At 66.1% G+C, this 24,666-nt stretch carries 27 protein-coding genes; 9 read left to right on the forward strand and 18 right to left on the reverse strand.

Features of this window, described 5'->3' with window-relative positions; all coding sequences use genetic code 11:
• The first annotated feature begins 7 nt into the window (after window positions 1–7).
• Together der and ABS767_RS13615 are read left to right on the forward strand one after the other, a co-directional pair.
• The gene (gene der / locus ABS767_RS13610) at window positions 8–1,375 is read left to right on the forward strand and encodes a ribosome biogenesis GTPase Der (protein WP_408079248.1); all 1,368 of its coding nucleotides are present in this window, start codon (window positions 8–10) and stop codon (window positions 1,373–1,375) included.
• A 164-nt stretch (window positions 1,376–1,539) separates the two neighbouring features.
• Complete coding sequence (locus tag ABS767_RS13615; RefSeq protein ID WP_408079735.1) at window positions 1,540–1,944, forward strand: Hpt domain-containing protein; 405 nt, start codon at window positions 1,540–1,542, stop codon at window positions 1,942–1,944.
• Window positions 1,945–1,950: 6 nt separating this feature from the next.
• Here the strand turns inward: ABS767_RS13615 and bfr are convergent, their stop codons facing one another.
• The 6 genes from bfr to purL all read right to left on the reverse strand — a co-directional run bounded on the left by bfr (window position 1,951) and on the right by purL (window position 7,574).
• The gene (bfr, locus tag ABS767_RS13620) at window positions 1,951–2,433 is read right to left on the reverse strand and encodes a bacterioferritin (RefSeq protein WP_408079737.1); all 483 of its coding nucleotides are present in this window, start codon (window positions 2,431–2,433) and stop codon (window positions 1,951–1,953) included.
• Between the two features lie 107 nt (window positions 2,434–2,540).
• On the reverse strand, window positions 2,541–2,711 hold the full coding sequence (locus tag ABS767_RS13625) for a (2Fe-2S)-binding protein (protein WP_408079250.1): 171 nt from the start codon (window positions 2,709–2,711) through the stop codon (window positions 2,541–2,543).
• A 91-nt stretch (window positions 2,712–2,802) separates the two neighbouring features.
• The gene (locus ABS767_RS13630) at window positions 2,803–4,047 is read right to left on the reverse strand and encodes a DUF418 domain-containing protein (protein WP_408079252.1); all 1,245 of its coding nucleotides are present in this window, start codon (window positions 4,045–4,047) and stop codon (window positions 2,803–2,805) included.
• A gap of 61 nt (window positions 4,048–4,108) precedes the next feature.
• Window positions 4,109–4,783, reverse strand: coding sequence for a nitroreductase family protein (locus ABS767_RS13635; protein WP_408079254.1), 675 nt, complete (start codon window positions 4,781–4,783; stop codon window positions 4,109–4,111).
• Entirely contained in the window at window positions 4,776–5,192 is a 417-nt protein-coding gene (locus tag ABS767_RS13640; protein WP_408079256.1) for a hypothetical protein, read from the reverse strand. The genes ABS767_RS13635 and ABS767_RS13640 overlap by 8 nt, the downstream gene beginning before the upstream one ends.
• A 162-nt stretch (window positions 5,193–5,354) precedes the next feature.
• Window positions 5,355–7,574, reverse strand: a complete 2,220-nt coding sequence (gene purL / locus ABS767_RS13645; protein ID WP_408079258.1) for a phosphoribosylformylglycinamidine synthase subunit PurL — start codon at window positions 7,572–7,574, stop codon at window positions 5,355–5,357.
• A 119-nt stretch (window positions 7,575–7,693) separates the two neighbouring features.
• Between purL and ABS767_RS13650 the strand changes: the two genes are divergently transcribed.
• Complete coding sequence (locus tag ABS767_RS13650) at window positions 7,694–8,413, forward strand: energy transducer TonB (RefSeq protein WP_408079260.1); 720 nt, start codon at window positions 7,694–7,696, stop codon at window positions 8,411–8,413.
• On the opposite strand, the gene ABS767_RS13655 is transcribed toward ABS767_RS13650, so the two are convergent.
• Window positions 8,410–9,867, reverse strand: coding sequence for a phospholipase D-like domain-containing protein (locus ABS767_RS13655; protein WP_408079262.1), 1,458 nt, complete (start codon window positions 9,865–9,867; stop codon window positions 8,410–8,412). The genes ABS767_RS13650 and ABS767_RS13655 overlap by 4 nt on opposite strands.
• A gap of 81 nt (window positions 9,868–9,948) precedes the next feature.
• Between ABS767_RS13655 and ABS767_RS13660 the strand changes: the two genes are divergently transcribed.
• Window positions 9,949–10,332, forward strand: coding sequence for a PAS domain-containing protein (locus ABS767_RS13660; protein WP_408079264.1), 384 nt, complete (start codon window positions 9,949–9,951; stop codon window positions 10,330–10,332).
• Here the strand turns inward: ABS767_RS13660 and arsC are convergent.
• The 6 genes from arsC to ABS767_RS13690 form a co-directional block, all read right to left on the reverse strand.
• Entirely contained in the window at window positions 10,329–10,664 is a 336-nt protein-coding gene (gene arsC, locus ABS767_RS13665) for an arsenate reductase (glutaredoxin) (RefSeq protein WP_408079266.1), read from the reverse strand. The two genes, ABS767_RS13660 and arsC, sit on opposite strands and share 4 nt — an antisense overlap.
• The gene (locus ABS767_RS13670) at window positions 10,661–11,257 is read right to left on the reverse strand and encodes a DUF2238 domain-containing protein (RefSeq protein WP_408079268.1); all 597 of its coding nucleotides are present in this window, start codon (window positions 11,255–11,257) and stop codon (window positions 10,661–10,663) included. The genes arsC and ABS767_RS13670 overlap by 4 nt, the downstream gene beginning before the upstream one ends.
• A gap of 88 nt (window positions 11,258–11,345) precedes the next feature.
• Complete coding sequence (accC, locus tag ABS767_RS13675; RefSeq protein ID WP_408079270.1) at window positions 11,346–12,707, reverse strand: acetyl-CoA carboxylase biotin carboxylase subunit; 1,362 nt, start codon at window positions 12,705–12,707, stop codon at window positions 11,346–11,348.
• A gap of 4 nt (window positions 12,708–12,711) precedes the next feature.
• Window positions 12,712–13,191, reverse strand: coding sequence for an acetyl-CoA carboxylase biotin carboxyl carrier protein (gene accB, locus ABS767_RS13680; RefSeq protein ID WP_408079272.1), 480 nt, complete (start codon window positions 13,189–13,191; stop codon window positions 12,712–12,714).
• Window positions 13,192–13,291: 100 nt separating this feature from the next.
• Entirely contained in the window at window positions 13,292–13,738 is a 447-nt protein-coding gene (gene aroQ / locus ABS767_RS13685; protein ID WP_408079274.1) for a type II 3-dehydroquinate dehydratase, read from the reverse strand.
• A 59-nt stretch (window positions 13,739–13,797) separates the two neighbouring features.
• A complete protein-coding gene (locus ABS767_RS13690) occupies window positions 13,798–15,180 on the reverse strand; it encodes a CHAT domain-containing protein (protein WP_408079276.1) in 1,383 nt (460 codons plus the stop codon).
• Window positions 15,181–15,267: 87 nt separating this feature from the next.
• Between ABS767_RS13690 and thiS the strand changes: the two genes are divergently transcribed.
• Window positions 15,268–16,269 carry a sulfur carrier protein ThiS gene (gene thiS, locus ABS767_RS13695; RefSeq protein WP_408079278.1) on the forward strand — a complete coding sequence of 334 codons (1,002 nt, stop codon included), beginning with the start codon at window positions 15,268–15,270 and terminating at the stop codon, window positions 16,267–16,269.
• A 31-nt stretch (window positions 16,270–16,300) separates the two neighbouring features.
• Here the strand turns inward: thiS and ABS767_RS13700 are convergent, their stop codons facing one another.
• Entirely contained in the window at window positions 16,301–16,897 is a 597-nt protein-coding gene (locus ABS767_RS13700; RefSeq protein ID WP_408079280.1) for a class I SAM-dependent DNA methyltransferase, read from the reverse strand.
• A gap of 96 nt (window positions 16,898–16,993) precedes the next feature.
• Between ABS767_RS13700 and ABS767_RS13705 the strand changes: the two genes are divergently transcribed.
• Together ABS767_RS13705 and ABS767_RS13710 are read left to right on the forward strand one after the other, a co-directional pair.
• On the forward strand, window positions 16,994–17,164 hold the full coding sequence (locus ABS767_RS13705) for a CsbD family protein (RefSeq protein WP_408079282.1): 171 nt from the start codon (window positions 16,994–16,996) through the stop codon (window positions 17,162–17,164).
• 216 nt (window positions 17,165–17,380) lie between these two features.
• A complete protein-coding gene (locus ABS767_RS13710; RefSeq protein WP_408079284.1) occupies window positions 17,381–17,644 on the forward strand; it encodes a helix-turn-helix domain-containing protein in 264 nt (87 codons plus the stop codon).
• Here ABS767_RS13710 and ABS767_RS13715 read toward each other — a convergent pair.
• A complete protein-coding gene (locus ABS767_RS13715; protein WP_408079286.1) occupies window positions 17,636–19,297 on the reverse strand; it encodes a thiamine pyrophosphate-binding protein in 1,662 nt (553 codons plus the stop codon). The genes ABS767_RS13710 and ABS767_RS13715 overlap by 9 nt on opposite strands.
• Before the next feature lie 65 nt (window positions 19,298–19,362).
• Between ABS767_RS13715 and ABS767_RS13720 the strand changes: the two genes are divergently transcribed.
• A complete protein-coding gene (locus tag ABS767_RS13720) occupies window positions 19,363–19,755 on the forward strand; it encodes a GFA family protein (protein WP_408079288.1) in 393 nt (130 codons plus the stop codon).
• Here the strand turns inward: ABS767_RS13720 and ABS767_RS13725 are convergent.
• Window positions 19,752–21,140 (reverse strand): leucyl aminopeptidase family protein, encoded by a 1,389-nt coding sequence (locus tag ABS767_RS13725; protein ID WP_408079290.1) that lies wholly within the window; start codon window positions 21,138–21,140, stop codon window positions 19,752–19,754. The two genes, ABS767_RS13720 and ABS767_RS13725, sit on opposite strands and share 4 nt — an antisense overlap.
• A 36-nt stretch (window positions 21,141–21,176) precedes the next feature.
• On the reverse strand, window positions 21,177–22,103 hold the full coding sequence (locus ABS767_RS13730; protein WP_408079292.1) for a hypothetical protein: 927 nt from the start codon (window positions 22,101–22,103) through the stop codon (window positions 21,177–21,179).
• A 59-nt stretch (window positions 22,104–22,162) separates the two neighbouring features.
• On the opposite strand from ABS767_RS13730, the gene ABS767_RS13735 reads away from it, so the two are divergent.
• Window positions 22,163–23,221, forward strand: coding sequence for a hypothetical protein (locus ABS767_RS13735; RefSeq protein WP_408079294.1), 1,059 nt, complete (start codon window positions 22,163–22,165; stop codon window positions 23,219–23,221).
• Here the strand turns inward: ABS767_RS13735 and rimO are convergent.
• On the reverse strand, window positions 23,200–24,528 hold the full coding sequence (gene rimO / locus ABS767_RS13740) for a 30S ribosomal protein S12 methylthiotransferase RimO (RefSeq protein WP_408079296.1): 1,329 nt from the start codon (window positions 24,526–24,528) through the stop codon (window positions 23,200–23,202). The two genes, ABS767_RS13735 and rimO, sit on opposite strands and share 22 nt — an antisense overlap.
• Window positions 24,529–24,666: the final 138 nt, after the last annotated feature.

The following is a 24,666-nucleotide window of genomic DNA, read 5'->3' on the forward strand; positions in this document are numbered from 1 at the left end:
GGCGCGCATGCGCCTTCCAACCGTTGCCATTATCGGCCGACCCAATGTCGGCAAATCGACGCTGTTCAATCGCCTTGTCGGCAAGCGGCTGGCGCTGGTCGATGACCAGCCCGGCGTCACGCGCGACCGGCGGGAGGGCGATGGCGAATTGCTGGGCCTCAGCTTTCGACTGATCGACACCGCCGGGTTCGAGGATGAGGATGCCGCGAGCCTGCCCGGTCGCATGCGCGTGCAGACCGAGGCGGCGGTGCGTGAGGCGGACGTCGCGCTGTTCATGATCGATGCGCGGGCGGGCGTGACCCCGCTGGACGAGGAAGTGGCGCGCTGGCTGCGCACCTCCGGCACGCCGATCGTGCTGCTCGCCAATAAGGCCGAGGGTCGCGCGGCCGAACCGGGCATTCACGAGGCGATGGCGATGGGGCTGGGCGATCCGGTCCCCTTCTCCGCCGAACATGGCGAGGGCATCGTCGATCTGTTCGAGGCGCTGCGCCCGCATATCGAACGCGAGGATGCGGCGGAGGGGGATGACGACGACCCCGAGGCACCCGACGCGCCGTTGAAGCTGGCCGTCGTCGGGCGTCCCAATGCGGGCAAATCGACGCTGATCAACAAGATACTCGGCCAGGATCGCCTGATCACCGGACCCGAAGCCGGGATCACGCGCGATTCGATCGCGATCGAATGGCTGTGGACCGACGGAGAGGGCAATGAGCGCCCGGTGCGGCTGATCGACACGGCCGGCATGCGCAAGCGCGCCAAGGTGCAGGAAAAGCTCGAGAAGCTCTCCGTCGCCGATGCGCTGCGCGCGGTGGATTTTGCCGAGGTCGTGGTCCTGCTGCTCGATGCGACCAAGGGGCTGGAGGCGCAGGATCTCAAGATCGCCGACAAGGTGCTTCAGGAAGGTCGCGCGCTCGTCATCGCGTTGAACAAATGGGATGTCGCCGAGAACCAGTCGAGCCTGTTCAATGGCGTCAAGGGCGCGCTCGAAGAGGGGCTGGCGCAGGTCAAGGGCGTGCCGCTGCTCACGGTCTCCGCCGCGACGGGGAAGGGGCTCGACACGTTGATCAGGGTAGCCTTCGAAACCCGCGAGGCGTGGTCGCGGCGGATCACCACCGGCCAGCTCAACCGCTGGTTCGAGCGGGCGATCGAGGCCAACCCCCCGCCGGCGCCGGGCGGCAAGCGGATCAAGCCACGTTACGTGACCCAGGCGAAGACGCGGCCGCCCAGCTTCATCCTGTTCGGAACCCGAGTGGACCAGCTTCCGAAAAGCTATGAGCGCTATCTGGTCAACAGCATGCGCAAGGAATTCGACTTCGGCGCGGTGCCCGTGCGGCTCACGATGCGCCCTTCGAAAAACCCGTTCGACCGCGAGTGAAGGGGCGCCACCGGTGTTGCCGCGAGGCTGGACACCGGGACTTCAAGTCGAACAAGCGGGCGATTTTCGGTCGGATTAGCGCTCCCACGTCAACTCCACGTTTACCCGATTACCCATATCTGTGACGGGACAGCTGTTATGGCTTGGAGGGCGGCGTGGCGACGATGGATCTGGACAAGTTGGTGGACTGGACCGCGTTCGCGCAGGCCCGTTCGCAGCTTGGCGGAAATTTCGTTCGGATTCTCGGCTATTTTCACGAGGACGGGGTCAAGTCTGTCGCGCAGATCGAAGACGCCATGCGTGCCGCAAATGCGGCCGCGCTGGTGCTGCCCGCGCATACGTTGAAGGGTGAGGCGCATCAGTTCGGGGCCGAGCCGCTCGCCGAGTGCGCAGCGGCGATCGAGAGCATCGCGCGCCATTGCGTCGAGAACCGCTACGAGCCGAGCGAAGCGCTGAAACATGTGGTCGAGTTGCGGCCGCTGTTCGAAGCGACGCTGGCGTTGCTGGAGCGGGAGGCGAACCCGCTGGTGGAGCGGCGCCCTGCCTTCGGACGCCGCCCTGCCGCCTGAGCCGCGCTATTCGGCTTCTTCGGGCTTCGAATTGAGCTGGATGTAATTCTGGAGGCCCATGCGTTCGATCATCTCGAACTGGGTCTCGAGCGTATCGACATGCTCTTCCTCGCTGTCGAGAATGCGCTGGAACAGGTCGCGGCTGCCATAGTCGCGCACCTTTTCGCAATGTTCGATCGCGTCCTTGAGCAGCGCCACGGCTTCATATTCGAGATCGAGATCGGCCTTGAGCACTTCCTCCACCGTTTCGCCGATGCGCAGGCGGCCGAGCAGCTGGAAATTGGGCAAGCCGTCGAGAAACAGGATGCGCTCCGCCAGCCAGTCGGCGTGCTTCATCTCGTCGATCGATTCGTGACGCTCGAAGGCGGCGAGCTTCTTCACCCCCCAGTGGTTGAGCAGGCGATAGTGGAGCCAATATTGATTGACCGCGGTCAGCTCGCCCTTGAGCACCTCGTTCAGGAAATCGATGACCTTGGGATCGCCCTTCATGACCTGTCGCACCTTCCGTATTTGTTTCGGATGCGAGCATAGCGCCAAAGCGGCGCATCAGACAGTCGAAAAATGGCGGATTTCTGGGAGTTTCTAAGTTGCGAACGTCACGCAGCCGCGCGTTCGGAATCGATAATGGCTCGCGCAAACGGAACGCACTGACCGCATTTGGGCTGGCGTCCCAGCGCCCGATAGGCCTGGCAAGCGCTCATCGCGCCCTCACGCGCCGCGGCGCGTACATCCTTCTCACGAATAGCGTTGCAGACGCAGACGACCATGAAACCCTCTCGCTGTAGCTGTAAGCTAGGGCGATTGAGAGTGATTCGCAATCCTTCTTGCGACGCATTCGCGAAAATATGCGCGGCGCGCTCAAGCTTTGACCAGGACGCCCCCCGCCATAGTTTGCGGGCGTCCGCGGGCGAGGCTACGCCAGAGCCATTCGAGCGGGCCATAGGCGAAGCGTTCGAGCCACGGCTTCGACCAGAGCAGGATCAGCGCCCAGACGCCGAACACGACGAGGTAGACCTCGGCGCGCGACAGTTCGCCGTACCAGCCCAACCCCCAGCCGTAGAAGATGAAGGTGCAGATCAGGCTGGTCGCGAGATAGTTGGTGAATGCCATCCGCCCCGCGGCGGCGAGGCGGGAGGTGAGCAGGCCGCCCGGACGCAGCAGCAAGATGATCAGGCTGGCCCAGCCCATGATCATCAGCGGGCGGAGCGGCACCGTCAGGACCATTGTACCCGCGATGACACGGGTCATCTCGAAGCCCGACCCGATGATCCACAGCGCGAGTGTTCCGTAGGCGGCTATGCCAATACCAAATCCGATCGCGACCCAGCGCCAGTAGCGCCGCCGCTCCCACCGGCCCGCCAACATTCCGTTCCGAAACGCCGCCATGCCGAACAGCATATAGGCAAGCGTTTCCCAGCCATATTGGAACACACCTGCGATCGGAGCGAAGGAGGTCTCTCGGAACTGTTCGGTCGTCAGGCTCCACCATCCGTCCCGATGCAGCGCGACGTCCTCGGCGAGCCATTGCTGAGGGGGCTGGCCGAAGCCGCGCTCCAACGCGAGCGCCGCTTCGCGCCATTCGGGACTGTCGGGCATCGCCTGTGCCATTCCCGAAACCAGCACCAGTGACGACGCAACGAGGAATTGCACGCCCAACAGGATGCATCCGACGATCAGCAACGTCTTGATCCGCGCACCCCGGAAGAAAAATGCGATCATGCCCATCAGGGCATAGTTGCTGAGGATATCCCCCCACCAGACCAGCCAGAGATGGAGCAGACCGAAGACGAGCAGCCAGATCATCCGCGCATAGTGGACCCGACCAGGACTTTCCCCCTTAGCGGTCGCCCGGTCGATCACGAGCAGCGTGGACGCGCCGAACAGGAACGAGAACAGGCCGCGCATCTTGCTGTCGAACAGGATGAAATTGCCGAGCCAGACCGCCAGATCGGCACCCTGCGCGCCGCCATAGGCTGCAGGGTTCATATAGGCAGGCGCCGGCATCGAGAATGCGATGATATTGAGCAGGAGGATCCCGAGCACGGCGACGCCGCGCACGGTGTCGAGCGTCAGATAGCGGTCACCCGCCGCGGTCGTGGCCATCGATTGTCTCCCCCCGAAGTCGCTCCCGTCTACACGCAGGCGCGGCCGCGCGCCACCCGGGTCACAACCAGCTGGCGATGTCGCTGAGCGGCTTTTTCCTCAGCGCGTGCTGCGGGACGACCGCGTCCGGCGCGGGGTGGCCGAGCGCCACGATCATCACCGGCTTCTCGCTTTCCGGGCGGGCGCAGACGGCGTTCAGGAACTTCATCGGGTTCGGCGTATGCGTCAGCGTCGCGATGCCCGCTTCATGCAATGCAGCCAGCAACAGGCCTGTCGCGATACCGACGCTTTCCGTGACGTAATAGTTCTGGAAGTCGTGGCCAGGATCGATCCCGCCGCGCCGCTGGCCGAAGATGACGATCAGCCAGGGCGCGATCTCGAGATAGGCCTTGTCCGCGTCGGTCCCGAGCGGGGCGAGCGCGCGCAGCCACTCCGTCCCCGCCTTGCCGGCATAGAATTCCCGCTCTTCCGCTTCGGCGCCGGCGCGAATCTGCGCCTTGACCGCTGAACTTTCGACCACGGCGAAGTGCCATGGCTGATGATTGGCCCCGCTCGGCGCGGTGCCGGCCGCGCGAATCGCCCATTCGATGACTTCGCGCGGGACGGGCTGCGCCGAGAATGCGCGGCACGAGCGACGTGTCGCAAGCCGTTCGTACGCGGAACGGGAGGCGGCAATGCGTTGGTCGTCGGTCAGGGCGGGGTAGGGGCGCCAGGGTACCGACGGCACCTCAGACATCGGTGCGCAATTCCTTGCGGATCATCAGCTTGAGGCCCGACCAGGTCGCGTCCACCGCGCACACCTTCACATCGACGAAGTCGAGTGGCAGGGCCACCCCGCGGATCGTGTCCTCGGTGATGTCGGTCTCGACCCTCGCCGCCTGTTTGGGCCACGAGACCCAGACGAAGCCGCTGGGCGCGATCAGCTGGCGGAGCGCCTTGAGCTCGCATTCGAGCCGATCGCGCGCGGTCACGAAGATGTGCGCAGCGTCGATCCCCGTGCTCGGCGCGGCGAGCAGCTCAACGCCGAGCTGGTCGATCCGCGCCTCTGCGCGGACGCTGTCGGGCATGTCGGCGACGAACAGCCGCATGCCCGATTTGAAGCCGAGCTTGTCGGCGAGCGGGGTGGTAGAATAGCCGGCGGTCATGAGCCCCTCCAATGGCTGAAACGTCGCAAGTCATGGCTTCAACGCGCGAGCGGCGCGCGGGTGGCCAGTCGCCTTGCGACCGAGGGTGACACAGAAACGCCCTGCGGGAAAACACTATGCTGGTGGGTGGCGGAGCTTCCCCCCCCGGGGGATGGCGTGTCGTCACGCGACCGTCGTGTCAGACCCCATCAGCGCGGGGAAAAATCCCTCGTGCGCGTGCCGAAGCGTATCGATCTTCACGCACCAGTCGCCTTCGTCGAGTTCGAAGATCAGCCGGTCCTTGATCGTTCGGCCGAGCGGGTCGGCGGGGACGTCGGCTTCGGACGCGGCGGTGAGGAATTCGGTCAGCGCCTCGTCGGGAACGGTGACGATGTACAACCCCTGATCCTCGCCGAAGAAGCTGCCTGCGACACCGAACGGCTGCGCCTGATCGATCATCGCGCCGATGCCGCTTGCCAGTGCCATTTCGGCGATCGTCACGGCGACCCCGCCGTCCGACACGTCGTGCACGGCGTTGACGAGGCCGCGGGCGATCATGTCGCGGACGAAGTCGCCGGTGCGCTTCTCGGCCCTGAGATCGACCGGCGGGGGCGGACCCTCCTCGCGGCCGTGGATCTCGCGCAGCCAGATCGACTGGCCGAGATGGCCCATCCGCTCGCCGACCGCGATGATCGCGTCGCCGGTTGCCTTGAAGCCAATCGTCATCGACTTCGACCAGTCGGCGAGGATGCCGACGCCGCCGATCGCGGGGGTGGGGAGGATCGCTGAACCGCCGCCGGTCGCCTTCGATTCATTGTAGAGCGAGACGTTGCCCGACACGATCGGGAAATCGAGCGTGCGGCACGCGTCGCCCATGCCTTCGAGGCAGCCGACGATCTGGCCCATGATCTCGGGGCGCTGCGGATTGGCGAAGTTGAGGCAGTTGGTGACGGCGAGCGGGGTCGCGCCGACGCTGGTGAGGTTGCGCCATGCCTCGGCGATCGCCTGCTTCCCGCCCTCGACCGGGTCAGCGAAGCAATAGCGTGGCGTGCAGTCGGTGGTGATCGCCAGCGCCTTGTCGGTACCGTGGACGCGGACGACCGCTGCGTCGCCGCCGGGGCGCTGGACGGTGTCGGCGCCGACCATGTGGTCATACTGTTCCCAGATCCAGCGGCGCGAGGCGATGTCGGGCGAGCCCATCAGCTTGACCAGATCGGCCGCAATGTCGGTCGATTCGGGTTCGTCCGACAGGTCGGCGGGCTTCGGCGTCGGGACATGCGGACGATCGTACAGCGGCGCTTCGTCTGCCAGCGGGGCGAGCGGGATATCCGCGACGACCTCGCCCTTCCACTTGAGCACCATGCGGCCGGTATCCGTGACGGTGCCGATGACCGCAAAGTCGAGTTCCCATTTGCGGAAGATCGCCTCCGCCTCGGCCTCGCGGCCCGGCTTGAGCACCATCAGCATGCGCTCCTGCGATTCCGACAGCATCATCTCGTACGGCGTCATGCCGGTTTCGCGCTGGGGGACGTCGTCCATGATCATCTCGATCCCGACGCCGCCCTTCGACGCCATCTCGACGCTGGACGAGGTGAGGCCGGCCGCGCCCATGTCCTGGATCGCGACGATCGCGTCGCTCGCCATCAGTTCGAGGCACGCCTCGATCAGCAGCTTTTCGGTGAAGGGATCGCCGACCTGCACGGTCGGGCGCTTCTCGTCGCTATGCTCGTCGAAATCGGCCGACGCCATGGTCGCGCCGTGGATACCGTCGCGGCCGGTCTTCGAACCGACATAGACCACCGGATTACCGATGCCAGCGGCGGCGCTGTAGAAGATCTTGTCCTGCTGCGCGACGCCGACGGTCATCGCATTGACCAGGATATTGCCGTCATAGGCCTTGTGAAAATTGACCTCGCCACCGACGGTCGGCACGCCGACGCAATTGCCATAGCCGCCGATGCCATGGACCACGCCGGAGATGAGGTGCTTCATCTTGGGATGGTCGGGGCGACCGAAGCGCAACGCGTTCATGTTCGCAATCGGACGCGCACCCATGGTGAACACGTCGCGCAGGATGCCGCCGACCCCGGTCGCCGCGCCCTGATAGGGCTCGATATAGGACGGGTGGTTGTGGCTCTCCATCTTGAAGATCGCCGCCTGGCCGTCCCCGATATCGATCACGCCGGCGTTCTCGCCGGGGCCGCAGATCACCCAGGGCGCCTCGGTCGGGAGCTTCTTCAGATGAATGCGGCTCGACTTGTAACTGCAATGCTCGGACCACATCACCGAAAAGATGCCCAGCTCGGTCAGGTTCGGCTCACGCCCGAGCGCGTGCAGGACGCGATCATATTCCTCGGGCGAGAGGCCGTGTTCGGCGACGATTTCGGGCGTGATCTGAGTCATGGCCGCGCGCATAGCGGGGTGGGCGCGCTTCGTCATCCCCCCGCGGCAAGCAGCGGTTCATCGACCTTGTGCGTTAGGAAGTTATGGGCATCGCCAGGCTTTCGCGCCCGCGTGAGCGGATGGGCTTTGCAACGGCGGCGCTGGCGCTGACCGGAGCGCTCGGTTTGCTGCTCGCGCTCGGGCTGGCAGTGCGATCGAATGGGGGCGAGGCGGATCCGGAGATGGTCGTGTTCGACATCGCGCCGGACCCGCCGCCACCCCCTGTCGAGACGGAGCGCGCGCCCCAACGCGACACCCGGCCGGAGGGGGCGGCAGCGCCCCCCAACCTGCGGTCGCGCGCGACCGAGGTCGCTGCTCCGATTCCACAGGTGCAGATCCAAGTCCCTCCCATCGTTCCCGTGAGCGTGACGCCCGCGGATGGCCCGGATGCCACCAGCGGTGCGGCGGACATCGTCGGCCCTGGCACCGGCGCGGGCGGGGTGGGCGAGGGGACAGGCTCGGGCGGGCGCGGGGACGGGGACGGCGCGGGCGATCCGGGCGAGACACCGCCGCGCTGGGTGCGGGGCAGACTGCGCGATTCGGACTATCCCGAAGACCTCGCGGATGCCGGGATCGGCGGGCGGGTTACCGTGCTATATCTCGTCGAGGTCGACGGGCGGGTCGGCGAATGCGATGTGGTCGGCTCGAGCGGAACGCCACAACTGGATGCCCTGACCTGCCGGCTGATTCGCGAGCGGTTCCGTTTCCGCCCCTCCCGCACCGGTGCGGGAAAACCCGTTCCCGCGTGGATTCGCGAGAGCCATGAATGGGTGTTCGAGCGCCTTCCGGCCGAGGATTAACGGACCTTCAGACGCCGCAACAGACCGCCCTTCGCCATCGCTTCCACCGGGGATTCGTCCCCGGCGTCGAGCACCTGATTTTCTGCGAGCCATTCCTCGACCGCAGTCAGATCAGGCACGCGATACGGCCGGAGCGAGCGCCCGGCGCACCGCAGCCCTTCGATCGCGGCGATCAGCGAGCCGGTTTGCGCAATGCGATCGGCCACGGTCAGCGAATCGGTGCCGAGATGTTCGGCGATCAGGCCGTTCCGGATGGCGGCGATCCGAAATCGCTCATCCTCATCGCTTGCGGCGAGCGCGACATCGCACTCGGTGTCGAGACCGAGCGAGCGGTTATTGAAGTTGGACGAGCCGATCCGCAGCAGCCGATCGTCGACCGCCAGCACCTTGGCATGAACATAGATCGGGTCACCTGCGGCGGTGATCGGATGATAGAGCCGCAGCCGATCGTGCGGGTCGCGCTGTTTCAGCGCCTGGAAAATGCGGGCGCGTGCGGTGTCCATCGCCTCCTGCTCCAGCCAGCCATCGGCATGGGCGGGATTGACGATGACGAACTCCGGACCATCGGGTTCGGCAAGGCGGCGGGCGATGGCCTCGGCGATCTTGCGCGAGGCGAAATACTGACTTTCGGCATAGATGAACCGGCGCGCCGTCGCGATCAGGTCGAGATAGAGTGCCTCGATCTCCTGCACCGGCTCCTCGCCGTTCAGCTTGGGCTGGGTACGGGCGATGGCGACGCGCGTATCGGTGAAATCGGCGGACAGCATCTTCGGCCAGCAATCCTGATCCACCTGCGGCGCCGCGATCGGGGCGCCACCCGCGCGGTGCCAGCGCTGGCGGCACAGCTCCCCGAGCGCGCGGGCCGCCGGGCCGGTGATCGCGGTGGTAGCGTCGTGCCACGGCATGTAGCGGTCGCCGCCCGGATTGATCCGCCCCGGGTCGCCATCGCCGTGCGCGCGGGTGTCCCAGCGACCCAGCGTCATGTCGATCCCGCCGCAAAAGGCGAGGCAATCGTCCACCACGACGATCTTCTGGTGATGCGACGCGCCGGGCGGGTGGGTCGCGTCGAGCAGCAGATGGATACGCTTCGCCAGCTTCCACTTGATCAGCGTCTGCAGCGTGCGTCCGCGCAGCAGCGTCGCAAGCGCGCCGAAGTCCCAGCGCAGAATATGAACCTGGAGATCCGGGTTGCGCCTGACGAGCCAGGAGATGAAGGCACCGACTTCGCGCGGGGCTTCGGGATGATCGGGCGGATCTTCGTGCGTGAGCAGGATGCGCGAATCGAAATCCCAGCCGATCAGCAAAATCTGCTTCTTTGCGGTCAGCATCGCGGCCCGGGCGGCGCGAAAATAATCGTCGGCATCGACGATGACCGACAGCTTGTCGGCAGGTTCGACGCGCCAGCAATTGCGACCCGGTTCGAAGAGCAAGGAGTCGGGCGAGCCGTTAGCCATGGGGGTCCGATAGCCCGTGAACGGGCGCAGGTCACGTCCGCGTTCACTGGACTTTGATGAATGTTGCGGTAACGCACCGACATGACCGATGCGGCTGGAAACTCACACCATCTGACCCCTTTGCAGGCGCGCTGGGAGTGCGATCTTTCCGATAACGCGCTGCGCTGGAGCGACGGGGTCTATGATCTGTTCGGGCTGGAACGGGGCAGCCCGATCACGCGCGATGAAATCCTGAAGATGTATCTTCCGGAATCGCACGCGGAACTTGCGCGCCTGCGCGCCGAGGCGATCGCGACCTGCGGCAGCTTCACGTTCGAGGCGCGGATTCGGCGCACCGATGGAGAAATTCGCTGGATGCGCGTCACCGCGGATGTCGTCGTGGAAAATGGCGTCGCGCGGACGCTCTATGGGACGAAGTTGGATGTGACCGAAGAGATGGCGCGGCGTACCGCCGACGCGGCCTAGAGGATTTCGCGGATCGCTTCGGGCGGGCGCCCGAGACGCACGCCGTTGTCGGTCTCGACCAGCGGACGCTCGATCAGGATCGGATCAGCGGCCATCGCGTCGAGGATGGCGTCGTCCGACGCGTCCTTTAGCGCTTTTGCGCCGGCCTCCGCCTTTCGCAATCCGTCACGCGGGGACATGCCGCCCTTCGCATAGAGCCGCGCCAGTTCGGCGCGCGTCGGCGGGGTCTTGAGGTATTCGATCACGGTGACGTCTGCGCCGGCAGCGGTCAGGATCGCCAGCGCCTCGCGCGACTTGGAGCAGCGGGTGTTGTGATAGATGGTGGCGTTCATCGCTCCGTCTCGCTTTGTGTTCGGCCCAGATGTTCGAGCGCGCGATCGTGCACCCCGCCCAGAAATACAAGTGCCGTGACTGCGCCGACAAGGCACATCAGCATATCCCACTGGGTATCCCACGGATCCCCCTGGGTTCCGAGGAACTCGTCGGCGCCCTGTCCGAGCGCGACCGCCGCGCCGAACTCGACAAGCTCGTACATGGCGCTGATCGCGAGGCAGCAGCACAGGACCAACATGGTGAGCAGCCGGCCGCGTATATCACCGATACGCCAGAGCAGTTCCCGCACGACGATCGCCGGCACGAAGCCCTGCGCGAAATGGCCGATGCGATCATATGGGTTTCGCTCAAGCGCCATCGCGGACTGCAGCCAGTCGCCGAGCGGTACCCGGGCGTAGCTATACGCGCCTCCAAGCATCAGGATCGCGCCGTGGATGCCGATCAGCAGCAGCGCGAGGCCCGAAAGCGGGAAGCGATCGCGCGTCAGCCAGAGCAGCGGAAGCGCGATGACGACCGGCGCGACCTCGAGCGCCCATGTGGTGCGATCGAACGGGCTCCACCCCGACCAGAGCAGGCCCACGAGCCACGCCATGGTGAGCGCGACCAGCCGCGGGTCGAACGCGCGGGCGTTCAGCGACGTCGCCCCATGGTCGGTCGCGGGGCGCCAAGCGGTCGCGCGATCACTCCGCGTCCTGCTGCACCAGCCATTCCTCAAGCCACTTGATCGTGTAGTCGCCCTGCTGGAACTCCGGCACGTCGAGCAGCGCCTGATGCAGCGGGATGGTGGTCTTCATCCCGTCGCCCTCGATCACGAACTCCTCGAGCGCGCGGCGCAGGCGGCGGAGCGCGCCCTGCCGAGTGGTGCCGTATACGATCAGCTTGGCGATCATGCTGTCGTAATAGGGTGGCACCTTGTAGCCCGAATACAGGCCGCTATCGACGCGCACGTTCATGCCCCCCGGGGCGTGATATTGCTTAACCCGGCCCGGCGACGGCGCGAAGGTGCGGGGATCTTCGGCATTGATGCGGCATTCGATCGCATGGCCACGGAACTGGACGTCTTCCTGCCGGAGCGTCAGGCCATGGCCTTCGGCGATGCGAATCTGTTCGCGGACCAGGTCGAGGCCGGTGATCGCTTCGGTCACCGGATGCTCGACCTGAAGCCGCGTGTTCATCTCGATGAAGTAGAATTCGCCGTCTTCCCACAGGAACTCGATCGTTCCCGCGCCGCGATAGCCCATGTCGGCCATCGCCTTGGCGCAGATGTTGCCGATGCGGTCGCGATCGGCCTGGCCGAGCACGGGGGAGGGGGCTTCCTCGAGCACCTTCTGGTGCCGACGCTGGAGCGAACAGTCGCGCTCGCCGAGATGGATGGCGTTGCCGTTGCCGTCGCCGAACACCTGGATCTCGATGTGACGCGGGTTGCCGAGATATTTTTCGAGATAGACGGTTGCGTCGCCGAACGCGGCCTTCGCCTCGCTGCCGGCCTGCTGCATCAGCGTCTCGAACTGGTCGGGGTCGGTGCACACCTTCATGCCGCGACCGCCGCCACCCGATGCGGCCTTGATGATGACCGGATAGCCGATGCGTTCCGCCAGCGCCTTCGCCTCGGTCACGTCGCTGATCGCGCCGTCGGAACCGGGGACGAGCGGGAGGCCGAGCGCGCCCGCGGTCCGCTTCGCCTCGACCTTGTCGCCCATGGTACGGATATGTTCGGGCTTGGGGCCAACGAAGATCAGGTTATGCAGCTCGACGATCTCGGCGAACTTGGCGTTTTCGCTGAGGAAGCCGTAGCCCGGGTGGATCGCGTCGGCGCCGCTGATCTCGGCCGCCGAGATGATGTTGGGGATGTTGAGATAGCTTTCCGCTGCCGCCGGCGGGCCGATGCAGATTGCCTCGTCCGCGAGCCGGACGTGCATCGCGTCTGCGTCCGCAGTGGAGTGCACCGCGACCGTCTTGATCCCCATTTCATGACATGCGCGATGGATGCGCAGCGCGATCTCGCCGCGATTGGCGATCAGGAGCTTCTTGATCTCCGGCACAGGCTTACTCGACGACGACGAGCGGCTGGTCGAACTCGACCGGCTGGCCGTTTTCGACCAGGATCGCCTTGACGGTGCCCCCGTGCGGCGCCGCGATCGGGTTCATCACCTTCATCGCCTCGACGATCACCAGCGTATCGCCGGCCTTGACCTGCTGCCCCACCGTGACGAACGGCTTGGCGCCGGGTTCGGCGGCTAGATAGGTGGTGCCGACCATCGGCGACTTGACCGCATTCTCGTGCGCGGGGGTGATCGACGCGGGGTCCGACGGCATCGCTGCCGGGGTGGCGGAAGCGGCGGGAGCCGGAAGCGGCGCAGGCGCAGCATAGGCGACCGGTGCGCTGCTGACCTTGCGTGCGACGCGCACCTTGCGGTCGCCGTCCTCGACCTCGATCTCGGTCAGGTTGGTGTCGTCCAGCACGGCGGCGAGCTGGCGAACCAGCTCGATATCGACGTGCATCCCCTTTTTCTGTTCTTCGCTCATGCGACCTCGAATATTCTGTGCGCGCGCCCGTGCCCCAAGCCGGCGCGCCGGAAACCGCGCCTATTAGTCAAGATGGACCCGCTTGCAAACGGGTCCCGGATCACAGTCGCGCGGCGGCTTCGAGCGCGAGCAGGTAGGAAAGCGCGCTGAACCCGGCGATGGTTCCCTTCGCGGCGCGACCGACATAGCTCAAATGGCGGAATTCCTCGCGCGTGTGCGGGTTCGACAGATGCACCTCGATCACCGGCGTGCGAATGCCCTTGATGCAATCGTGCAGTGCGATGCTGGTATGGGTGAACGCAGCAGCGTTGAGCAGGACCGCCTTAGCCCCGGTTGCCTGCGCCTCGTGCATCCAGTCGATCAGATGCCCCTCGTGATTCGACTGGCGCATGTCGATGGTCAGGCCGAGTTCGCGACCACGATCCTCGAGCATGCCGGCAATATCGTCGAGCGTATCCGATCCATAGATTTCCGGTTCGCGGGTGCCGAGCAGGTTGAGGTTCGGGCCGTTGAGGACGAAAATCATGTTGGTGGCGGAGTCTGGCATCGTTGCACTCGCGAAATTGTGGCCGTGCTGTAGCGCCGTCGATGTGGAAGGTCGAGGAGTTAGCCCACGGCGGAAGGCGCGCCAAAGAGGGTGAAGCTCGCCCAAGCCGCTGGATCGTTGCCAAATGCGCTGCGCGCGTCGAGCTGGGCGAGGCGGAGCGCCTCTTCGGGCAGCTTGCGCTTGACGAAGGCGTGATCGGCAAAACGGAGCATCAGCAACTGCGTAGCGGTGTCGCTCACATTCCATAGGCTCGCGACGACTTGTCCCGCACCCGCCGCTACCCAGCCGCGCGCGACGCCATAGGTACCCCCGTCGAACGTCTTGCCGAGCGCGGTCTGGCAAGCGCTGAGGATCACGAGCGGATGCCATGCGGCCCAGGCCTCGAGTCGCTTGGTGCGCAGGTCACGTCCGTAGAGATGCCCGTCGGCCAGCGCGATGAAACTGCCGTCCATGGGGTTCACCGAATTGGCCAGGCCATGGGTGGCGAGATAGACGATGCTCGCCTCGCCGTAATCGTCGATCCCCGCCAGCACCCGTTCGCGCGTGGCGGCCTTGCCCGTCAGTACCCGGGTGGGCGGTACTTCGAAAATCTTGGCGAACGCGGTGGCTTCCTCCGCGGCGCCGGGCAGGTCGCTCCATAGATAGGCCGGGTCCGTGGATAGGTCGGGGTTGCCGACGACGAGCGCGTTGCGCGGATTCAGCCGGGTTTCGAACACACGTCGCGGGTCTGCGAGCATTTCGGTATCGGGCAGGATCACCGTGGACCAGCGGTCGGCGAGCATCGCATCACCCAGCGGCATCGCTGCATACGGCGCCGATCCGGTGTCGCGGACGGGAAGGATGAGCAGGCGGCCGCGCCCTTGCGCGAGCACCTTTCCGATTGCGCCTGGAAGCAGCTGATCCCGGGCGCAGGCGAATTGTGCGCGCGGATCGGTCGGCGCGGTGACCGACGGGGGCGGCGGTCGCGTTGCCCCACGCTTGATCGGCGCGCGCGTCGCGGTGCGCGCATCGACACGCAGCGCGTCGAGCAGGAATGCCATGCTGTCGTAGGACTCCGCGCTGCTGCCCGTCGCGATCGCACCGGTATCGTCGAACAGCCAGCCATGCAGCCTCCCGCCCGGTTCGCGCCAGTGGATCAGGGCGCATGTCGGCTGCTCGGTCGAGAGCAGGCGTAATCGATGCGCTATCGACCGGACTGTCATCAGCAACTGGCTTTGGGGGACGACGCGCCCCGGCGCTGAATAGATGCCGGTGCCAAACTTGCGGCGGAAGCCGACCGAATAGCCGAGATGGTCGCGGATCGCGAGGAGCAGGCGCGGATCGGGCAGCGCAGCAGTCGGGGCGGCGTCCGGCGTAATCGTTTGCGCGCGGCCCGACATCGGAGCGATGGCGGTGAGCGAGGCGGCGCCTTCGATGAAGCGACGTCGGGAGAGGGGCGGCATGCCGATCCTTCCATTGTCTGCGGCGGTGTTGGCCGCGCCCAATGCTTCCTATATGCGCGGCAAGGTTTCAACCGCGCAGGAGCAATCATGCACGCCGACGGCACCATCACCATCATCGTCAATGGCGAGCATCGCCGCGTCATGGCTGGGCTCTCACTCGCCGATCTTGCCCGTGAACTAGGGCTGGTCCCGGAGAAAGTGGCGGTTGAGCGCAATCTGGAGGTGGTGCCGCGCTCGACGCTGGCGCAGGTGCAGGTGCGTGACGGCGACGAGATCGAAATCGTGCATTTCGTCGGTGGCGGCGATCATGTCGCCACCAGCGACGACAGCTGGACCGTTGCGGGGCGCACCTTCCGGTCGCGGCTGATCGTCGGGACCGGCAAGTACAAGGATTTCGCGCAGAACGCCGCGGCGGTCGAGGCGTCGGGCGCGGAAATCGTCACGGTCGCGGTGCGCCGGGTCAATGTCAGCGACCCCAATGCGCCGATGCTGACCGACTTCATCGACCCCAAGAAGATCACCTACCTTCCCAACACCGCCGGCTGTTTCGACGCGGAAAGCGCGATCCGTACGTTGCGGCTGGCGCGCGAGGCGGGGGGATGGGATCTGGTCAAGCTGGAGGTGCTGGGCGAGGCGAAGACGCTCTACCCGGACATGCACGAGACGCTGCGCGCAACCGAAATCCTGGCCAAGGAGGGGTTCCTCCCGATGGTCTATTGCGTCGACGATCCGATCGCGGCGAAGCGTCTGGAAGACGTCGGTGCGGTCGCCATCATGCCGCTGGGCGCCCCGATCGGGTCGGGGCTGGGCATCCAGAACCGCGTGACCATCCGCCTGATCGTCGAGGGCGCCAAGGTGCCGGTGCTAGTCGATGCGGGCGTGGGCACCGCGAGCGACGCGGCGGTGGCGATGGAGCTTGGCTGCGACGGCGTGCTGATGAACACCGCGATCGCCGAAGCCAAGGACCCGATCCTGATGGCGCGCGCGATGCGGCTGGCGGTCGAGAGCGGGCGGATGGCCTATCGCAGCGGGCGGATGGGCCAGCGGCGCTATGCCGATCCCTCGAGCCCGCTGGCGGGGCTGATCTAGCGGATGATCAGCGAAGCTGGCGGAATTGGCGTCAGGTCCGCCCCACCAACCACACCGTAAAGCCGCCGCAGCTGGCGTCCTCGATCACATTGTTGATCACGCTCAGCCCGCATTCGGCGAAGATTGCGCGATATTCCTCGGGGGCGAGGCTGGCATGATATAGTTCCTCGCCTTCGAACTGCCCGATCGCCACGCGATGTGCGGGACCGGTATTGAACATCGCGACGCCGCCCTTGCGCAACCAGACGCTCATCCGCCGGATCAGCTTTTCCTGCCGCTCCACCTCGAGGTGAAACAGGCTGCACCAGGCGAGGATACCATCATAGGCGGAGCTCTCCGCGCCGAAGCGCATCATGTCCGCCTCGATCCATTTGTGGCGCGGGAAGCGGGTGCGGGCGAGCTCGATCAGCGTGATCGCGCTGTCCACCCCGGTGACATGGTGTCCGTGATCGACCAGGAACCGGGCGATGGGTTCGCCGCCGCCACAGCCCAGGTCCAGGACCTCAGCCCCTGCGGGCAGATGCCGTTCGAATCGCTCAAGCCAGATGCGTTCGGGGAAACTACCGCGCCGCGCGGCGTCAAATGCCGCGGCGTGCCGTTGATATAATCCGGAGATACGGTCCGGCACGCGTCTCATCCCCGATTTCTGGCGTGAATTCCGGAACTTCCCGCTATCTCCACGGGTTGATGCTCCGAACGCAAACCATTTTCGATGGAGGCCATCATGGGCGAACTGACCGACAAGATCAAAGGCAACGTCAACGAAGCGATCGGCAAGGCGAAGCAGGAGAGCAACAACCCCGAAACCCGCGCCGAGGGTGCCGAGCAGGAAGGCAAGGGCAAGGCCCAGCAGTTCGCCGGCAAGGTCAAGGGCGCCCTGGGCGACGACATCTGATCGCTTCGAAACAGCGTTAACCCGAATTAGGGCCGTTTTCTGCGGGAAACGGCCCTTTTTCTTGGGTGAGTCGTATCGACTCGCCAACCGATTCGAGTCATGTTGCGGCCATGGTCCGGGACAAACCCGGGCATAGTCAGCCAGCCGGGGGGCTTGACGCCGATGAACGCGACGACTGAACAACCGATACTTCCATTCGCTAAAGGCGATTGGCGCGTGGAACCGCGTGGCAGCGTGGGGATCGTGCTGGCCGAAGCGCGGCGGCGATGCGCGATGACGATCGAGCAGGTTGCCGAAACGACGCGGGTGCCAATCCGCTATCTCGCCGCGATCGAGGCGGAACGGTTCGACGTCATCCCCGGGGTCATCTACCTCAAGGGTTTCGTGAAGGCGTTCGCCCGAGCCGTCGGGCTGTGCGAACGCTGGGCCATGGACGCAATCACCGCCGCGCTCAGCGCGCGTCGCCCGGCCTCAGCCTGACGATTCCCGGATCGCTGCGATCGTCGTCGCGGGGGTAATGAACTCGACATCGGTCTTCAGATGGAGCAGGCGCACGCCGCGCTCCCCCAGAGCGCGGTCCAGCGCCGGGGCGAAATCTTCCGTGCGATCGACGATTTCCGACCAGCAACCATAGGCGCGTGCCAGCGCCGCAAAATCGGGATTGCGCAGCGTGGTGCCGCACAGACGCGCGGGAAACTCGCGTTCCTGGTGCATGCGGATCGTCCCGTATGCGCCGTTATCGATGACGAGCACGAGCATGTCCACGCCATGTTGGACGGCGGTCGCGAGTTCCTGGCCGTTCATCAGGAAGTCGCCGTCTCCCGCCAGGGCGACGGCAAGCCTGTCCTTGCGGCGCAGCGCCGCGGCGATGGCGGCGGGAGTGCCGTATCCCATCGCGCCGGCCGTCGGCGCCAACTGGGCGGGCTGCGCGCCATAACGCCAGTAGCGGTGCCACCAGCCCGAGAAATTGCCGGCACCGTTGCAGATGATCGCCTGTTCGGGGCTCAGCCGGTCACGCATCGCGGCGACGCATTGGCCAAGGTCGAGCGGCACATCGGCGCGGGGACGCGGCGTCGACCAGTCGAGCCATGCGTCGTGCGCCTGAGCAGCGGCAGGATGCGGGGTTTCGGGAGCATCGGCGGCGGCGAGCATCGCGGCGAATTCGAAGATTGGGGCGGCGATACCGAAATCGGCACGGTACACCCGGTTGAGCTCGTTCGCATCGGGATGGACGTGGATCAGGGTCTGGCCCGGATGATCGGGCGTGACGAGCGTGTAGCCATCGGTCGTCGCCTCGCCGAGCCGCGCGCCCACCACCAGCAGCAGGTCGGCGGCCTTGATCCGCTCCACCAGTTTGGGGTTGGGGCCATAGCCGAGATTTCCGGCCCAGGCCGGGGACGTGTTCGGGATCGCATCCTGCCGCCGGAACGCACCTGCCACCGGAATGCCCCAGCTGCGCGCAAAGGCATCGAACGCCGCGCCGGTCGCGACATCCCAGCCCGCGCCGCCGACGATCGCGACCGGCCGCTCGGCGGTACGCAGCAGATCGAGGACGTCGGTGAAGTCCTCCGGATCGAGCCCGGCGCTGTGGCGGGTGAGGCGAGGGCGGTCGAGCGTCTCGACGACATCGAGCAGCATGTCCTCTGGCAGCGCGATCACGACCGGCCCCGGCCGCCCGCTGATCGCGACGTTCCAGGCGCGCGTGACATATTCGGGAATCCGCGCCGCATCCTCGATCCGCGTCGCCCATTTGGCGAGAGGGGCGAAGAATGCGGGGAAATCGACTTCCTGAAACCCTTCGCGGTCGCGCATCGAGCGGTCGACATCGCCGATGAACAGAAGCATCGGGATCGAATCTTGCATCGCGACATGCACGCCGATGCTGGCATTGGTCGCACCCGGGCCGCGGGTGACGAAGCAGATGCCCGGCTTCCCGGTCATCGCCCCGTCGGCGCAGGCCATGAACGCCGCTCCGCCTTCCTGACGACAGGTCACCAGATCGACCTGAGGCACATCGTGCAGCGCGTCGAGCACCGCCAGGAAGCTCTCGCCCGGAACGTGGAAAATACGATCGCAGCCCTGGGCCACGAGGTTGTCGACCAGGATGCGGCCACCATTGCGTTGAGATGTCATACGCTTCACCTTGCCGCCCGCGTGCGGCGAAGTCGAGCCGTAGCGGTGCAGCAGGAGAGCGAGACATGCGCGAGGCGAGTTGCCGGTGCGGTGCGGTGACGGCGACATGCCAGGGTGAGCCGATCCGGATTTCGGTGTGTCACTGCCTGTCCTGTCAGCTGCGGTCGGGAAGCGCGTTCGCAGCGCAGGCGCGCTTTCCCGCCGATGCTGTGGCGGTGAACGGGGACACCCGTACCTATACGGCTACCAGCGACAGCGGCGCGCTCGCCGACTTCCGATTCTGCCTGCTGTGCGGCGCGACGATCGCCTATGTCGCGCGGAGCGTCCCCGATCAGGTGGCGATCCCGCTGGGCGCCTTTGCCGATCCGCACGCGTTCGGACCGCCCACCTATCAGGTCTATGAAGATCGCAAGTTCGACTGGGTTACGGTCGACGCGCCGGTTCTGGGTCCCGACTAGGCGCCATAGCGTTTCTTCAGCATCGCCCAGACGGCGCGCAACCCCATAGCGTCGCCCCCCTTGGGCCGACCGGGCTTGGCCGCAGGGCGCCAGGCGAACAGGTCAAGATGCGCCCAGGCGATCTCCTTCGGCACGAAGCGGCGCAGGAACAGCGCGGCCGTGATCGGGCCGGCAAAGGGGCCGTCGGGGGAATTGACCATATCGGCGATGTCCGACTTCAGCATCTCGTCATAGCCGTCCCACAAGGGCAGCCGCCACAGCGGGTCCTTCGCCCCATCGCCCGCATCGAGCATCGCCGCGGCGAGCGCGTCGTCATTCGCGAACAGCGCCGGCAAGTCGGGACCGAGCGCGACGCGCGCGGCGCCGGTGAGGGTCGCGAAGTCAAGGATCAGGTCGGGCTTGCCCTCGACGGCCTTGGTCAGTGCATCGCCCAGAATCAGGCGACCCTCGGCGTCGGTATTGGTATTCTCGACCGTCAGCCCCTTGCGCGTGCGGAGGACGTCGCCCGGACGAAAAGCGTTGCCCGCGACCGAATTTTCGACTGCGGCGACGAGCAGGTGGAGACGGACCGGCAGGCGCTGCGCCATCACCACCGCCGCGAGCGCCAGCGCGTGAGCCGCGCCACCCATATCCTTTTTCATCAGCCGCATGCCTGCGCTCGGCTTGATGTCGAGCCCGCCGGTGTCGAAGCAGACGCCCTTGCCCACCAGTGCGAGACACGGGTGGCTGGGATCGCCCCATTCAAGCTCGATCAGCCGCGGCTCGCGCCCGCGTGCTGCGGCCATGCCGACGGCGTGGATCATCGGATAGCCCTGTTCCAGCGCATCGCCGCGCGTCACCGTCACGGTGGCGCCGTTCGCCTTGCCGATCGCTTCGACTTCCGCCTCGAGATCCGCCGGTCCCATATCCGCCGCGGGCGTATTGACGAGATCGCGGACCTTGAATGTCGCTTCGGCGAGACGGAGGGTTTCGTCGATCCGCCCCGGCTCGCCGGTCAGGAGGACGCGGGGCCCCTGAGCGGCGCCGTCCTTGCGGTAGCGATCGAAGCGATACTGGGCGAGCACCCAGCCCAGCATCGCGGCACCCGGCTCGCCCGATGCCAGGCGATAGACGCCCTCGGGAAGCTGTTCGCCAAGCGAGGCGATGCGGAAGGGCGACGTTTCCGCCTCGTCGCACACCAGCAGCATCGACCAGTCGTCCGCGGCCTCTCCCGGGAGCACTGCGCGGTTGCCCGCCTTGCCGGTCAGCTTGTGCGCGGCGACCGTGGCGCGCACGCGCGGCGGCTGGCCTTTCAGCCAGTCCTGCCAGGTATCGGGATGCACGACGTGGATGGTGCGGGCAGGTTGGCCGCGATCGGGCTGCAGCAGGGCGGAGAGATTGGTCATCGCCGATGATCTAGGGCGGCGACCGAGCGACGGCAACTAGCGGGCGAGACGCGTGGTGGGCGCCGTGCAGCGCTCCATCGCGCGGTCGATCATCGCGACCAGCCGATTGCGGCTTTCGGCGAGCCGGGCGGGGTCGAGGCCGCGCTCCTGCGTCTCGAAATTCACATAGGGCATACCGCGCAGCAGGGCATAGTTGGACAGCGATCCGTCGCTGACCCGCACGCGTTCGAACACGACATTGAAGTCGGCAAGCGCCAGCGCCTTCCCGCACCAGGCGGAGAATGGCGAAGTGCCGTTGCGATAGGGAACATAGGCGAGCGTGTCGTTATCGTCGAACGGCCAGTCGCGCGCCTGCGACGGGTGCGGCTGCATGATGTCGTCGCAGAAGCGGATCGATACCTCACCGCGCCCGGGTGGATCGGAGCGGTTGCACCGCGATCCGCTGGTGTCGAACCCGGCCGAATTGGTGTGCAGCGCGATGATCGGGCTGGCGCCGCGATGATAATCCGCGAGGATGGTATTGGCGTAGAGCGGTGTGCCGTCGCGGAAATTACGGTTCGGGTCGATCGGCCGCCCGCGATCGACCGCTCCGTTCCGGCGCACGCCATCCTCCGCAATGCCCGAATCGACCGCGATGACCACGCCGCCATAGGTGCGAACGCCAGCCAGTGCGGCCTCGAAACCGGCATTCTCATTATCGTGCGGTACGAACCACAGCGGGCCGCCTGGTTTCTTCAGATTGACGATGCGGAACAGGCGCCAGGCACCTCTTTCCTCGCGAAATTCGATCCGCGTCACAGCGAGTCCGCGCCACGTCGCCGGGTCGCGATGCCGGGCGAAGTCATCGTCCGAAATCGTCAGGGGATCGACCCGCTCGCCGCGGATACCCGCTTCGCGCTGAACCCCGCTCAATGTCAGCCAGACCGCGGGCAGGGCGGCGAGTGCGAGCGTGCGCGGCATCATGGCTTGGACCCTAGGGCCCGAACGTGGCAGTTCAAGGAAAAGCGGCGGGGAGCAACGCGGTGGCGGGCATCGAGACGGGCGCAGAGCGAAGAGCGGCATTGCCGCCCGATCTGAAACTTGGCTGGCTGTCGCTGTGGATCGCAGAGGGCGGCAAGCAGACTTGGCTCGACATGGCTGCGGAGGTGCGGGAAAGCAGCTTCGACATCCTCGCGTTTCGCGGCCCTATGGTCCAGCGCTCGGACTTCATCGCCTATGCGGGCGATCTCGAAGCGTTTGCCGCAGGATCGGTGGATGCTGCGGCGCTGCGCTCTCAGGGCGGCTCACTGCATTTGAAATTGTCGCGATCGGAGCCGGGTTGGATGCGGCTGCATGTCTGGCTGCGCTGGGGCCATGTCGAGCATAATTTCACCTTCGGCATCGGGCAGGACGCGTTGAACGAGGCGGTCGCCGGTGCCCGCGCGACGATGCAGCGGCTGGAGAACGCGGGCAGGGGGTGGCGCCCCAGATTGCTCGCCACGATCGCCGCCGATCCGGCCGGCACGCCGGAGCCGATCAAGGTGCCGCAGCCCGCGAGCGACGACCGGATCGAGGATTGGGATTCGGGGATCGAGACCGGCGATGTCACCTTCCGCTACGAAATCGACGGCTATGGCTGGTACGGCGTCGAGGTGCGCATTGGCGATGCCACCGGCGAATTCGGTGGCGGCTATCTCACCGATGCGATGGGGGACATGCTGCGTGGCGCGCTGGCGATGCTGGCGGGGGCGCACCGATTCGAATTCACGTGCAATGCCGAGCCGGGGCTGACGCGCGTGACGTTCGAGCGCGTGGATTTGCGTGTCGTCGGTGGCACGCGCCTGTCGGCGCGCGCGGTCCACGGCTGCCGGGTGCGCGTGCAGGAGATCGACCATTTCAGCGGTGCGGACGCGCAGGTCGAACTCGACGCGGTCGCGCATTCGCCGCGCGCGCTGGCCGAGGCGATCTATCGCATGGCCGCCCCGCATTTCACCGATGGAGCCCAGCCGACTAATCCCGCCGCGCTGGCCGCGCTGGAAGGCGCGCTGCTGGCGGTGCGAGAAATGGAGGCGGCGGAAATTCAGGCCAGCGGCGCGCCGTAAAGATCGTGCTCGTCCGCATCCTCGATCGCGACGCGGACGATGTCGCCCTGTTTGAGATGACCGGCGTCGCGCAGGAAAACCGTGCCGTCGATCTCGGGCGCATCGGCCTGCGATCGTGCGTTGGCCCCGTCGTCCTCGACCTCGTCGACGATGACCTCCAGCGTGCGGCCGATCTTGGCCTGCAGCTTCGCGGCACTGATCGCTGCGGTCTTTTCCATGATCCGGGCGTAGCGCTCTTCCTTGACCTCTTCCGGCACGGCGCCGGGCAGGTCGTTGGCGGCGGCACCCTCGACCGGTTCGAAGCAGAAGGCGCCGACGCGATCGAGCTGCGCCTCATCCAACCAGTCGAGCAGATACTGGAAATCGGCCTCGGTCTCACCCGGGAAGCCGACGACGAAGGTCGACCGGATCGCGATATCCGGAGCGATCTCACGCCATTTGTGGATGCGTTCGAGCACCTTCGCCTCGTTGGCCGGGCGGCGCATCGTGCGCAGCACCGAGGGGGCGGCATGCTGGAAGGGAATGTCGAGATAGGGGAGGATCAGTCCCTCGGCCATCAGCGGGATGACCTGATCGACATGCGGGTAGGGATAGACGTAATGGAGGCGCACCCACGGCGCGATCTTTCCGAGTTCGCGGGCGAGATCGGTCATGTGGGGCACGACTTCGCTGCCCTTCCACATCCGCGGCTCCTTGCGGATGTCGACTCCATAGGCCGAGGTGTCCTGGCTGATGACGAGGAGTTCCCTGGTCCCCGCCGCGACCAGCTTCTCCGCTTCGCGCAGGATCGCGTCGGGGCGGCGACTGACCAGATCGCCACGCAGCGCCGGGATGATGCAGAAGGCGCAGCGATGGTTGCAGCCTTCGGAAATCTTCAGATAGCTGTAGTGGCGCGGCGTGAGCTTGAGCCCGCTGTCGGGGACGAGATTCAGAAAAGCGTTGGGAGGCATCGGCGCGGCGTCGTGCACGGCGCCCACCACTTCCTCATATTGGTGCGCGCCGGTGACGGCGAGGACGTTCGGGAAGCGGGCGCGGATCGTCTCCGCCTCCTTGCCCATGCAGCCGGTGACGATCACGCGGCCATTCTCGGCAATCGCCTCGCCGATCGCCTCGAGCGATTCTTCCTTGGCGCTGTCGAGGAAGCCGCAGGTGTTGACCAACACCACGTCGGCGCCGGCATAGTCGGCCGACATGGCATAGCCGTCGGAACGGAGCTTGGTCAGGATACGCTCGGAGTCGACCAGATTCTTGGGACAGCCGAGCGACACCATGCCCACCTTGGGGGCTTCGGGGAGTCGCGTTGCCATGATTGGCCGCGCACATAGGCAATTCTGTGGAAAAAGATAGGGGCGGGGCGCTCGTGCGTCCGGCCCTGCCCTCAATTGTCAGTTGTCGCGACCAGCGCGAACGGTCACATTTGCGGCTGGTGTAAATGCGTGACGTCT

Origin of the sequence: Sphingomonas plantiphila (assembly GCF_046000505.1) — a bacterium.
Lineage (GTDB): Bacteria > Pseudomonadota > Alphaproteobacteria > Sphingomonadales > Sphingomonadaceae > Sphingomonas > Sphingomonas plantiphila.